The sequence below is a fragment of the Ignavibacteriales bacterium genome, assembly GCA_026390595.1.
Classification (GTDB): Bacteria; Bacteroidota; Ignavibacteria; order UBA10030; family UBA10030; genus UBA9647.
Window position 1 is genome coordinate 75089 of the sequence record JAPLFQ010000015.1, and the last position, 13127, is coordinate 88215.

Consider the following 13127-nt stretch of genomic DNA (forward strand, 5'->3'; position numbering starts at 1 on the left):
GAAAGGATTCTACATGAAACACCGCAGTTTGGTTCTGTCGATTCTCTGTTTTCTGTTCTTTTCATGGAACACATCCGAAGTCCGGTCTCAGGGGACGGATTCATGGACGTCCAACGCTGTCAACGGGTATCGCATCACGCCGAACGTCATCTACTCGACAGCCAACGGCTATGACTGCAAGCTGGATGTGTATGCGCGAAACAATCCCGGCGTTACGACTCCCACGGTCATATTCATCCATGGCGGGGGATGGGTTGGCGGCACGAAAGAGGGAACGGTCATGAACCTCATGCCGTATTTCGAAATGGGGCTCAATGTCGTGAACGTCGAATACCGGTTGGCGAGGGTCTCCCTTGCGCCGGCTGCAGTTCAGGACTGCCGGCTGGCTCTCCGATGGATTTTCAAGAACGCGAAGCAATACGGATTCGATACGACGAAAATCATCGTTTCGGGAGGATCTGCGGGGGGGCATCTTGCGTTGACAACCGGGATGCTCGATGCCTCATACGGATTCGATTACCCGACCGACTGGGATTACACCGGTGTCGAGCCAAAGGTTGCTGCAATTGTGAATTGGTACGGTATCACGGACGTGAAAGACCTTCTTGCCGGTCCGAACAAGCAGGATTATGCGGTCGATTGGCTCGCCAACCTCCCGAACAAAGAAGCAGTGGCGGTCAGTGTTTCGCCACTTTCGTACGTGCGAAAAGGACTGCCGCCGGTCTTCACCGTGCACGGCGACAAGGATCAGCTCGTGCCGTACAATCATGCCGTCAGGCTCCACGATGCCCTCACGAAAGCAGGCGTACCAAATCAGTTGATGACTATCCCGGGCGGAAAACATGGCGGTTTTTCGAAGGAGGAGATGGGAAGGATCTACACAGCCATCAAAGAATTCTTGAAGAAGAACAAGATCGTGGAGTGATCACGGTGTAGGAGGCCGGGGAGGGACGCCTTCTTCCGATCTCCGGCCGGCAGCACGATACCGAGACATGCAGATGACATGACGATTGATCGGAGCGTGACGTCGTGTGTTGGTCTGAGGAAAGTCGTGTTGCAGGTTCTCGGCCGAGACCACAAATCCGACACAGCAGGAGGTAAACCGTGAACACCGAGGTCTCAACGCTTAAACGGCGGATCGAGGAACTTGAAGAGATTCACCGTCTGGCTCAATCACTGAGCTCGATGGTCAACGTCTACCAGACGCTTGAAGCGATCATCGATTGCTGCCTCAAACTCTGTCACGCAGAACGGGGAGCCATCCTGCTCTTCAGTTTGTCGGCTGATGAATCTGCCCAGACGGTGGTCCGGAATGTGCAAAATGATAATCGGGGGATCGATCATACGGTAAATTCCCTCGTCGCGGGTTGGGTCGGCGTCCACAAGCGTCCGTTCCTGACGGACGATGTTCTTCGCGAATTGAACTTCAAGAATCCCAGCGAACAACTCCGCCAACTGGGTGCGGCCATGGCTGTCCCGCTCATGGAAGAAGGGAAGCCGTTTGGCATGCTGCACCTCATCAACCCGAGAGGTGGCGAACGGTTTTCCGACGAACAGGTGAGGCTCGTGAGTGCCATCGCACCGCTTGCCGCCCAGTTCATCCTGAGGGCGAAGATTCAGGAAGCGGTCTTCGCTGACAATCAGCGGCTCAAGGCAACGCTGCAGAAGGAACGGGGTATAGGCTCGATCCTTGGAGTGAGCACGCTTATCGATGAAGTGCGGAACAAGATCGCCGTTGCCGGGCCCTCGAACGCAAGTGTCCTGCTGATTGGCGAGACGGGGACTGGGAAGGAAGTTGCGGCGAGAGCCATTCACGCTCACAGTCCCCGTGCGGACAAGCCCTTCATTGCTGTCAACTGCTCCGCCATTCCGGAGACGCTCTTTGAATCGGAACTGTTTGGGCACGAGAAGGGCTCATTCACCGGGGCGACGGGGACCATGAAGGGGAAATTTGAGCAGGCCGACGGCGGGACGCTCTTCCTTGACGAGATATCCGCAATGCCGATCGACATGCAGCCGAAGTTGCTAAGGGTTCTGGAGGAGAGGTCATTCTGCCGCATCGGCTCTTCGGATGAGCACAGGGTCAACATCCGGGTTGTGGCGGCTTCCAACAAGGACCTTCAGCAATCGGTGCAGAAAAACGAGTTTCGCGAAGACCTGTTTCACCGCCTGAATGTCATTCCGATTCACTTGCCTGCATTGCGTGAGCGCCCCGAAGACGTCCCTGTCCTGGCGCGGGCATTCCTCGCAGAACTGACCGGAGGCGCAAAGACTTTCGATGAAGCGGCGCTGCAGGTCCTTTCGGGATTTGAGTGGAAGGGAAATGTCCGCGAGCTGCGAAACGCGGTGGAACGGATCTCAATTTTCGCAGAAGCACCCGAGATTTCTCCGGCAGCACTCCGGCAAAGCTCCATCGGGGTCTCCGCGGCTCCTTCCCCGGACTCCGCGAGCTTCTTCCTCAGTCTTCTTCGGTCAAACGCCGCGCAAGTAAACCTCCTGGAGAGCGTTGAACGCGATTTGATTGATCTTGCGCTGAAGGAATCTCATGGCAATGCGGCCGAGGCCGCCAGGATCCTGGGAGTACACCGCAACGCCTTCCTGCGGCGCATAGAAAAGCACGATCTCCGCTAGTACTGAAAGGGGGCCGAGGGCTCTTCTCATCGCTTTCTGGCCTCTTTCTGTTCGAATTCGAACTTGTACATGTTCGGAAACGAACTCGTCACCGTTCCCATCCTCCAATTCTTACCAAATTCACCCTCCGAGATCTGGCCCGGGAGTTGAGCGTCTATGATCATCGATGTGATCGGGCGCAATCAACCCAACAGGAAATTCAAGACGTAACCCCAAATCTCAATTCAACTTTTTCTCGGAGGATGTCATGAAAACTTTAGGAACGATCTTCGTCGCACTGCTTCTTGCAGTGGTTTCACAGACCAATGCACAGGACGCAAAGAAGGATATGGGGGATGCGAAGTTCACGAAGGCGGTCGAAAACTACCTCGTCGGTCTCCAGAGCCCGAATGACGGATTGCGTCGCAGCGCCATTTATCAGCTCGGACAGCTGGCAGCGAAGGATGCCGCGATTCCCTTGATGCGTGTACTTCGCAACTGTAAGGATGAAAAATGCCGTATTGCCGCAGCCTGGGCCCTCTGCAAGATCGGCAACTCGGCCGGTACCTACGCTGTGAAGCAGGCGGTGAGATTCGACGAGAGCAAGAAAGTCCAACTTCACTCCGCATGGTACTACAATCTGTATGTCTCTCAAGGTACATTTGCATTCATCCCTGCCGCGAGCGGCACGACCACGATTGCTGAACTCCGGTAAGCTGCTCTCTTGCCAAGCGGCATGGATCCCTGGAAGCGGGTGAGACGAAACGGTCTCACCCGCTTCTCTTTGTACACGACACCGGTTTCATGTCCCTCATTCTGATTTCGGAATTGATCTACGCGAAGTTCGTTTCCGAACTGCAGAATGTTCGTGATCGAACATCGCTTCTCATGACCTGCGCGAATTGGACCAATTGCGGCGATCAGGTTCTGGCCCGCGAGTTGAAGGAAGATTACTGAAGTGTGCGTCAAAGAAACTGCGATTGCATATCTGTTGCACTAATACACCGTTCTCATATCTCATCATCCTCATGGGAGGTCGTCATGAAAACTGTTCTGGTGTTTCTCGCCGTCGTACTGATGTTCGCGCTTGCCGGCTGCAGCGAACAATCCGTCGAACCCATCGTCGCCAGCCCGGCAAAGCCGCTGTCACCCGCCCCGACGTTCCAGACGGTAACCATAAGCGAGCGGCTGCCTGTGAATACGCCGGAGGGCTTCACAGGATTTGTAGATGTTTCTGGAGAAATCAACTACCAGATGGTAAAGACTGTTGTCGCCCTCGGAAAGGAAATTCCAGTGCCGACGAAGGTCGTTTATAACACCTTGATCAGGGGAAATGGAATCGTCGCGTTCACGCCACCGAAGAGCGGACTGACAAAAGCCAATATCTACCGATTCAAAGGGGAGATGGCGATGGTGCTTGAAGAAGGGGGCGAAAGTGCCGTGGCGAGTTTCAAGCTAGAAGATGCGGGTTGGGCCGGTGCAATCTACCAGGTACGGTTCATGGTGAACAAAGGTACACTGGTGGATTTCACAAACCGTGTCCAACTCTTTCCGGAGATGTAGCAACACACCCTCCTGATCCGATCGCAATACCCGGGCGACATCCTTTGACGTATGAGGGATGTCGCCTTTTTATTGTTTGAGGTTTTCCCGCATTGAGGGTGCAACTCAATTCCAACTGCAACAAACACAGCATAGGGACGTTGGCATATCAGAGGGAAAAGAATTACCTTGCCATTGGAAATCAATCTGAGGTCATTTGCATGCCGACGCGCGCTCTATCCTGCATTGTTTTCTGCCTTTTGCTCCCCATTATTGCCTTCTCTCAGGGAATCGATATCCGCGGCGTTGTCACCGACAGCACGACAGGAGAGAGGATCCCCTTCGCGAACGTCACGGTGCCGGGAATGAACCGGGGTGCCAGCACGAACCTCCAGGGGTTTTTCCTCATCGCAAATGCCCCGCAGGGGCGTTACCAGATCAAGGCGAGTTCCATCGGCTACGAAACCCGGACCAGGACCGTCGATGCCTTCGGACCTCAGGTGTTGGCCGTCAACTTCCAGCTTCCGTCGAAACCGGTTGAATTCTCGGAGGTAATGGTCACCGATGTCGCCAAACGGGAACTGACTGAGATACACACTAGCGTGCATGTCATGGAACAGAGGGACATCCGGTCTGTGCCCATGGCGGCGATGGAAGACGTCTTCCGCTCGATCCGGATTCTGCCCGGGATCGTCTCGACGAGCGATGTGAATTCGCAGTTCTACGTCCGTGGCGGAGCAGGGGATCAGAACCTGATTCTTCTTGACGGTATGAAGATCTACAATCCCTACCACGCTTTTGGGATTTTCAGCATCTTCGATTCGGATATCATCAAGACCACCGAAGTGTATACAGGTGCATTTCCTCCCGAATTTGGAGGCCGGCTATCCTCCGTGGTAAACATGACTTCACGGGACGGGGGGACGAAAGCGTTTTCGGGAAAGGCGAACATCAATTTTCTTTCCACTAAACTCCAGGTGGAAGGCCCCGCGATGAAGGGTATGACGTATCTGGTTAGCGGCAGGAAGTCGCTCTTCTCCGATACGTTCAGGAAGTTCCTCAACAAAGATCTCCCCCTCTCGTTCTATGACGGATTTATGAAAGCCACAGTCCAGACAGGCGAAGGCCAGGGGAAATACAGTTTCCAGGCGTTCATGAGCGGAGATAACCTGAAGTCTGCCAACCTCAATGAGCCGGATTACTCATGGCGAACGAGCGCTGTCGGATTCGTTGCATCCGGCCTTATTCAGGACAGGGTGTACGTGAACGCAGTTGGATTTGACAATAAGTTTACCGCGGTGCGTGATTCGAAGGGATCCACGCAGGTTACTCCGGCCACAACGACCGTGCATGAAGGGGGTGTCAAGGCGAATGCGACGTTGTACACCGACACTCACGACCTGTACTTCTTCGGGTTCGAGTTCGGTTTTCCCACGCTCGAATATTCAGTCACGAACAACTTCGGCGTTGTGAATAATGTCACCAGCTCTTTCGCGGAGGCTTCCATGTGGGCCCGTTACCAGACCGCTCCCAGCCGTCTGCAGGCAGATATGGGGATCTTCCTCGATCTCGGCAGCTTGCTCTCCCGGGGAGGGGGACTGGAAGTGATACAACCGCGCATCAACCTGAGCTATGGACTATGGGACAACTGGAAGGGAAAGGTCTCCTACGGGCGGTTCAGCCAGAGCGTTGTGACGGTGAACAATGAGGACGACATCATCTCGATTTTCGACGCGTGGATACAAGTCCCTCAGGAACTGAAGTCCGAGCAAGCTGATCACTACGTCGTGGGACTCGAAGGAAATGTCCTCCCGTCGCTGTCAACAAATTTCCAGGCATACTACAAGTCGTACGGCTCGCTTGTGACGTATAATCGTGACAAAGTCGATGCGCAGGATCCCGACTATGTGGGGGGTACGGGAAGAGCGTACGGAGCAGAAGCGTTGATTCGGTACGGAAGCAAACTCGCTGATGTCTATGCAGCCTACACGCTGGGATGGACGACGGTCACGTCGGGTGGATTGACGTACTTTCCGCGATACGATCGCAGGCATACCCTCAACCTCCTGACCGTCTTCCACGCTGCGGAGGCTTTTGATATCACGGTGCGCTGGGAATTCGGTTCGGGGTTCCCGTTTACACAAACGATTGGGTACTATGACCGGTTGACGCTGCAGGATCTTTTCCACGGTTCATCCCTCGGTGAAACCGGTAAGCCGTACGCAGTGCTGGGGGATAAGAACGTCGCCCGTCTTCCGACCTATCACAGGCTTGACGCGAGCGCGATGTACCGGTTCTCGCTGAAGCCGATCACAGGAACGCTCGGCATTCATGTCGTCAACGTGTACAATCACAAGAATGTGTTCTATTTCGATCGGAAGACCGGTCAGGAAATCAATATGTTGCCCTTCTTCCCGTCGGCAACACTGAGCATCGACTACTGATGACCTTTTCCTTGCGAACATGCGTGGTACTGTCGGTGGTTCTCGCCATCACCGCAGGCTGCAACAGCCCCTTCAGCCCGAAAGGAAACTACGAGGACCGGCTGGTTGTCTACGGTGTCCTGACGAACCGGTCGGATACGCAGTATGTGCGTGTGTATTCGACATACAATCCGCCCGGTGTGGATCCCGCGGCGCAAACCAGCGACAACGGTCTCTCGGGAGCAGGTGTTGTCGTCACGAGCGGAGCCGGTGCATTCCAGTTCCGCGAGAACACCACACCGCGACTGGACAAGAGCCGCTACAGCGATGATATCATTGCGTACGCTTCATACCCGTTTCCGATTGAGCCGGGCAAAACGTACGGTCTGAGCGTCACCACAAAGACTTCAGGTGCGGTCACGGCGACCGTCGTCATGCCGAAGCGGGCGAGGATACAGTTCCTTAACGCATATATTCTGAATGGCGGGGGCAATGAAGATGAGAACATCGTGGTCTTTGGCTGGATCCGTGAGCTGACCTACGGTGTGATGATGCAACTGCATCTCTTCTACGACGTCCTCGAGGGAAATTCGTGGGTCAGACACCGTGAGGAAATGCCGGCTGTAAGACTGGTTTTCGGTGACGGATCGAAGGCCTACAACTTCCCTGTCCTGAGACGAAGGGTGACCTCCGGATTGATCAGGGACAAGGAAGAGAGCGAGATGTTCGTTTTCAGCAAGAATGCGTATTTCGAGAAAGTGGGAGAAATCCTGACACGTTATCCGGCAGGCACAGTTCACATCAAACAGGCCCTCATCGTCCTCACGCAAGTCGACAAGGACTTGTATGCGTATTCGAAGCGCGTCAACGGCTTCGAAGATCCCTACTCGATTCGCACCGATCTTCCTGACCATACCAATATCTCGGGAGGGCACGGGATTTTTGGAGCGATGGTCGACGATTCGGCCTTTGTCGAAATCACGGCATGGTGAACATTCTAGAAGCCATCTCAAAAAGCCGACAGCGTCATCGCGAGGCGTTTCCTGCCGAAGCGATCTTTCTTTTGCCTCGGCATACGTTGGTGAGATTGCTTCGCTCGCCCCTGCGGGGCATCGCTCGCAATGACTTTAGGGTTTTGAGATAACCACTACCCAGATTGAAAGCACGAGATCTTGCTGCTATGCGATACAGAATCACAAAATGCCGAATGCGTTTGATGCCGCAATATTCTCGTGTGTGGGGTCTCCTGCTGGTGTTGGCGGCGATCGCTATGTCCGGATGCGATGAGACCTTCGAACCGAAAGGATCATATCGGCAAGGGTTGGTGGTGTACTCCGTGATTTCCAACAGGACTGACAGTCTCTTCGTGCGGGTTTATTCGACGTACAATCCGCCGGGACACAACCCGCTCGAGAATACGGTCGATACCGAACTCAAAGGTGCCCGCGTGACGGTCGCTTCAGATTCGACCTCATATCTGCTCACAGAAACTGTCATCCCTCGCACCGACAAGAACCGGTACTCTTCAAATATTGACGGGTATCTCGCCCAGCCTTTTCCGTATCGGCCCGGCAAGCGATACACGTTGACGATTGCCTCCTCAGCGGGGAATGTTTCGTCGACCGTGACGGTACCGGGGGCCGGTCTTGTTGAACAGAACAATTCATTTATTCTGAAGGCACCTGAAAAGTACAGCGACGACATTTCCGCCAGGGTGAGGCTGTCGCCGGTCACTCAGGGATACCTTGTGCGGATCTTCATCGAATTCGACGCCGTTGTGGCCTCGAAGAAGGTCCATGTCCGTGCTGAGATTCCAAAAGCAATTCGGTCCGACGTCGAGGTGGGCTTTGTCTATGATTATCCCCGGCTGGTCAGAAGAATAACAGATCAGGTTGTCGTCTCCGAAATCGTCTACTTCGATCTCACAGCCTACGAGGCTTTCTTGCTCGACCAGGTGGCCTACTACGGAGAGATAAAAGTCACCAGCGCGACGTACATCCTGACTCAGGTTGAATCCAATCTCTACAAATACTACAACCTCTCGAACGGGTTCCTTGATGAGTATTCCATCAGGACCGATCTCCCGGACTATTCAAACATCGCTGGTGGTTTCGGCATCTTCGGCGCGATGCGGGATGACTCAGTGGTTGTCGATCTCCGTTGAGTCTGAAGAGTCGTCCGTTCTCTCCGTCAGCTTGCTAATCCCTCGAAAAAATGGTACGTTCAGCGAAAATTTCTGAATGAATCTCTTCTCTTCTTTGTTCGGATCCGGGAATCTTTCGCCTGAATGGTCCTACACCGCCAGCGGCATCGTCTGGCGCTTGCTGTTCACGGCGCGTGGAAGGATCGTCGGTGAATCCCGCGATCAGGAAAAGAAAACGGCTTCGTTCTTCTGTCTCGACGAGGAGTCGGGCAGGTGCTTGTGGCAGGACCTCCGGGTTGATGAGGCGTGGTGGGTTGGCATGGAGGGGGTTCAGGAGGATACGCTTCTGCTCCATGGATTCTCGAGCCCGGATATGCCTGAACACCGTGGTATCCGTGCGTACGACGTGGAAACCGGGAACCTTCTCTGGCGGAATGACGAGGCGACGTGCTGGTTTGGGACAGGTGCCCGGCTGTTCGCATATAGAGATCTCTTCGAGAGGCGGGTGGGATACGAAATCGATCTCCGGTCCGGGGAAGTGAAGACGACGTATGATCAGTCTCTCCAGGAACTCCACGAAATCCGGCGCAGGGCAGCGGCCGATTATGTTCCCGAGGTAACGCTCCCGGAAATTCTGAATGAAGAGTCCGCAGAGCCTTCCACAGTGGCTTTTGTGAAACGCGTGACGAAAGGGAAGGACGTTGCGGGCAATATCGAGTTCATCCAGCAGGACGACGTGATTGCATTCAATTACCACGTTCGTGCTCAGGCAGCGAAGACACAACCCCCGGTCTTTGAAAACCATCTGTTCGTCTACGAGTTATCCAGGGACAAGAGAGTGTTTTCGGAGATCATCGGCCGTGCCTTGAAGGCTCAGGTTCCGGATGCGTTTTTTCTCCGCAAGGGAAAATTGTTCTACATCAAGGATCAGACGACTCTCAAAGCGTTGCGTGTATGGAAATAGTCAGCAACCGCATCTCGGTGTCGACGCGCGGCAACTCGGAAGTTCGCGATATCACAGTAGATGTCGCCGCCGTGCTCGCCAGTTCGGGACTCAAAGAAGGCCTTGTGACGGTGTTTGTCACCGGGTCAACGGCATCGATCACGACGACAGAGTTCGAACCGGGTCTTCGGAAAGACATACCCGAAGCGCTGGACCAGCTCGCCCCGCGTGGAAGCCGGTATCACCATGACGACACGTGGCACGATGGAAACGGATTCTCTCACGTGCGTGCTGCAGTGATGGGTCCGTCTCTGACAATTCCATTTTCACAAGGAGTCTTGTGTTTGGGTACATGGCAGCAAATCGTCCTCGTAGATCACGATAACCGTCCTCGCGACCGCGAGATCGTAGTCCAGCTTATGGGAATGTGACGGACATTCCGACGCTTTCCAGACCGGGGAAAAAGGGGAGCACACGATGAAACCATACAAGATAAAGCATGTCGACGCGTTCACGACTGAGCCGTTTACAGGAAACCCGGCCGGAGTTGTACTCGATGCCCGCGGGATGACCGATGCTCTGATGCAAGAAATAGGAACCGAATTGAACCTGTCGGAAACGGCGTTTGTGCTTCCTCCGACGGCCAGGGGAGCTGATATTCAGATTCGATGGTTCACACCGGCGGCGGAGGTGCCGCTCTGCGGCCATGCAACGATCGCGAGTTTTCACGCGCTGGCGGAAGAAGGTATGTACGGAATGAAGCGTCCGGGTGTGTACAATTTCCGGCTGCAGACTAAAAGCGGCGTTCTTGGCGTCACTGTGGAGAAGAAATATTCTGGAACCATTGTGGAGTTCCAGCTTCCGATCCCGCGATTCCGGGTGCACAAAACCGTCCCCGCGTCCCTCCTCGATGCGCTCGGCATACGGGCTTCTGATGTGCTGGAGGATCTCCCGTTTGTTTCTCAATCGTACCTCTATCTCCCGCTCAAGAAGCTTTCGACTATCAGGAACTTGAAGCCGGATATGGGCAAGCTCGACAGGTTCACCAGAGCATGCAAGACACTCGGGATAAGTCTGTTCTCCCTGGAGACTGTTGAGCAAAGTTCGGCGGTTCACTCACGTTTCTATGCCCCCGCTGTCGGGATTGTCGAAGATCCGGTGACAGGATCTGCCAACGGTCCTCTCGGTGTCTATTTGTACCACTATGCTATTCGCCGGGACTACCCTGTGCCGTCGTTCTTGCTTCCGGACGGGCGTATGGAGTTTGTCGGAGAACAAGGAGACGATATGGGGCGACGGGGAAGGGTGAAGATACGGTTGAGAGTAACGGGCCATGGTGTCAAGCAGGTGAGCATCGCCGGAGAGGCCGTGACGATCATGAACTCTGTCTGTGCTTGCTGAAAGGTGAATGTCCATGACGACGAAGAACATTCTCTTCCTCCTTGTTCTCCTTGCCGCCCTTTCGGTCTTCGCCATGAGTGTGCGGCGCCTGATGAGGTACCTGAAACTGGGGCAGCCGGACAACAGGTTTGATTCTCCCGGCTCGAGGTTCAGGAGAATGCTCACGGTTGCGATTGGACAAACGAAGATTCTCCGTGAACCGTTCGCCGGCGCGATGCACGCATTCATATTCTGGGGTTTCCTTGTGCTGCTGACCGCCGTGCTCGAGTCGATCGGCGAAGGCATTGTGCACGGGTTTTCATTCCGGTTCCTGGGCGGACTCTACCCGCCGTTGATTTTCATGCAGGACCTCTTCTGCGGTCTCGTCATTCTTGCGGTGTTCGCTGCATTCTATCGCCGGGCGATCATGCGGCCGAAGCGACTGCAGCTTGCAGGCCACAGCCAATCTGACGCAGTCTTCATCCTTTCTATGATCCTGTTGATCATGATCAGCATGATCGGCCAGAATGCCACGCGGATAGTGCTCGAGGGTTCGCAGTCCTCGCAGGGGAGGCTCTTGTCCGGAATGATTGCCCCCTTGTTCGCATCTGTCGATCCCTCAGCATTGCAGGCCTGGTTCGACGTTTTCTGGTGGATCCATATTGGAGTGGTCCTTGTCTTCCTTAATTACCTTCCCCGCTCAAAACACCTTCACGTTCTCACGTCGATCCCCAATGTCTATTTCTCCGGACTGAGGCCGCGCGGAGCCCTCAAACCGATCAATCTTGAAGCGGAAAATGTCGAGAAGTTCGGTGCAGCGGATGTCGAGGATCTGACGTGGAAGCAGCTTCTGGACGGCTACACCTGTACGGAATGCGGGCGCTGCAGCGCGTCCTGTCCGGCGAACATCACGGGGAAACTTCTCTCGCCGCGCAAGATCATCATGGATATCCGGCAGCGATTGGAGGAAAAAGCTCCCCTGGTGCTCGCGGGCCAGAAAGCTCCCGAGACATCAGACGGCGGCACCAAACACCCGCTGCAAAAAACGCTGCTTCACGACTATGTTACCGCCGAGGAGTTGTTCGCATGCACAACGTGTATGGCTTGTGTGCAGGAATGCCCCGTCAATATCGAGCACGTCGACGCGATCGTGGACATGAGGCGAAGCCTCGTTCTCATGGAATCGAATTTCCCGCCGGAGGTTCAGGTCGTGTTCCGGAACCTCGAGAACAATTTTTCGCCCTGGGCTTTTCCTCCATCCAGTCGGGCCGATTGGGCCGAAGGATTGAACGTTCACACGGTTCAGCAGAATCCGAATGCAGAAGTCTTGTTCTGGGTGGGATGTGCCGGCGCGTTTGACAGCCGGTACGTCAAAGTGACGCAGGCGTTTGCGAAGCTCATGCAGCAGGCGGGTGTGTCCTTCGCTATCCTGGGTGTTGAGGAGAAGTGCACAGGAGATTCCGCCCGTCGAATGGGAAACGAATACCTTGCCCAAGTTTTGATGAAAGAAAACATCGCGACGCTCAACAACTACAATGTGAAATCCATTGTCACCGCCTGCCCTCACTGCTTCAACACACTCCGCAACGAATATCCGCAGTTCGGCGGCAACTACAAAGTCCTGCATCACACTGATTTTATCGTGCAGCTGTTGAATGCGGGGAAGCTAAAGCTGACGAAGGAAGAAGCCGCCAGAATCACATACCATGACTCGTGCTATCTCGGCCGGTACAATGACGTCTATGACCAGCCGCGCGAAATTCTTCGCGCTGTGCCCGGCGTCGAGATTGCTGAAATGGCCCGGTCGCGCAGCAAAGGCCTCTGCTGTGGAGCCGGAGGGGGTAGGATGTGGATGGAGGAGAAGGAAGGAAAGCGTGTCAACATCGAGCGGACGGAGGAGGCTCTCTCCACGAATTCCGGCATCATCGCAACAGCGTGTCCTTTCTGCATGACGATGCTGACGGATGGTGTGAAGGCGAAAGAGGCTACCGACCAAGTCGTGGTGAAGGATGTGGCTGAAATCCTCCTTGAAGCGACTCAGGTTTAGCGGGTTGTCAGATGGAACCCAATCTTCTGAAGGGCAAAT

Annotated in this window: 12 protein-coding genes; all 12 read left to right on the forward strand. The window is 54.7% G+C overall.

Translation table 11 applies throughout. From position 1 onward, the window contains the following. The first annotated feature begins 13 nt into the window (after positions 1 to 13). The 12 genes from NTU47_06290 (at position 14) to NTU47_06345 (ending at position 13088) form a co-directional block, all read left to right on the forward strand. Positions 14 to 925, forward strand: a complete 912-nt coding sequence (locus tag NTU47_06290) for an alpha/beta hydrolase (protein ID MCX6133407.1) — start codon at positions 14 to 16, stop codon at positions 923 to 925. A 179-nt stretch (positions 926 to 1104) separates the two neighbouring features. After that, positions 1105 to 2631 carry a sigma-54-dependent Fis family transcriptional regulator gene (locus tag NTU47_06295; GenBank protein ID MCX6133408.1) on the forward strand — a complete coding sequence of 509 codons (1527 nt, stop codon included), beginning with the start codon at positions 1105 to 1107 and terminating at the stop codon, positions 2629 to 2631. Positions 2632 to 2878: 247 nt separating this feature from the next. Beyond that, the gene (locus NTU47_06300; GenBank protein ID MCX6133409.1) at positions 2879 to 3325 is read left to right on the forward strand and encodes a HEAT repeat domain-containing protein; all 447 of its coding nucleotides are present in this window, start codon (positions 2879 to 2881) and stop codon (positions 3323 to 3325) included. A gap of 89 nt (positions 3326 to 3414) precedes the next feature. Beyond that, the gene (locus NTU47_06305; GenBank protein ID MCX6133410.1) at positions 3415 to 3567 is read left to right on the forward strand and encodes a hypothetical protein; all 153 of its coding nucleotides are present in this window, start codon (positions 3415 to 3417) and stop codon (positions 3565 to 3567) included. 84 nt (positions 3568 to 3651) lie between these two features. Further along, complete coding sequence (locus NTU47_06310; GenBank protein ID MCX6133411.1) at positions 3652 to 4173, forward strand: hypothetical protein; 522 nt, start codon at positions 3652 to 3654, stop codon at positions 4171 to 4173. A gap of 200 nt (positions 4174 to 4373) precedes the next feature. Further along, complete coding sequence (locus tag NTU47_06315) at positions 4374 to 6596, forward strand: TonB-dependent receptor (protein ID MCX6133412.1); 2223 nt, start codon at positions 4374 to 4376, stop codon at positions 6594 to 6596. Further along, positions 6596 to 7567 carry a DUF4249 family protein gene (locus NTU47_06320; protein MCX6133413.1) on the forward strand — a complete coding sequence of 324 codons (972 nt, stop codon included), beginning with the start codon at positions 6596 to 6598 and terminating at the stop codon, positions 7565 to 7567. Before NTU47_06315 ends, NTU47_06320 begins: the two co-directional genes overlap by 1 nt. A 224-nt stretch (positions 7568 to 7791) precedes the next feature. Then, entirely contained in the window at positions 7792 to 8739 is a 948-nt protein-coding gene (locus NTU47_06325; protein ID MCX6133414.1) for a DUF4249 family protein, read from the forward strand. Positions 8740 to 8815: 76 nt separating this feature from the next. Continuing rightward, positions 8816 to 9682, forward strand: coding sequence for a DUF4905 domain-containing protein (locus tag NTU47_06330; protein MCX6133415.1), 867 nt, complete (start codon positions 8816 to 8818; stop codon positions 9680 to 9682). Next, entirely contained in the window at positions 9673 to 10092 is a 420-nt protein-coding gene (locus NTU47_06335) for a secondary thiamine-phosphate synthase enzyme YjbQ (GenBank protein ID MCX6133416.1), read from the forward strand. Before NTU47_06330 ends, NTU47_06335 begins: the two co-directional genes overlap by 10 nt. 46 nt (positions 10093 to 10138) lie before the next feature. Next, positions 10139 to 11062, forward strand: a complete 924-nt coding sequence (locus tag NTU47_06340; protein MCX6133417.1) for a PhzF family phenazine biosynthesis protein — start codon at positions 10139 to 10141, stop codon at positions 11060 to 11062. Between the two features lie 13 nt (positions 11063 to 11075). After that, on the forward strand, positions 11076 to 13088 hold the full coding sequence (locus NTU47_06345; GenBank protein MCX6133418.1) for a (Fe-S)-binding protein: 2013 nt from the start codon (positions 11076 to 11078) through the stop codon (positions 13086 to 13088). Positions 13089 to 13127 lie beyond the last annotated feature (39 nt).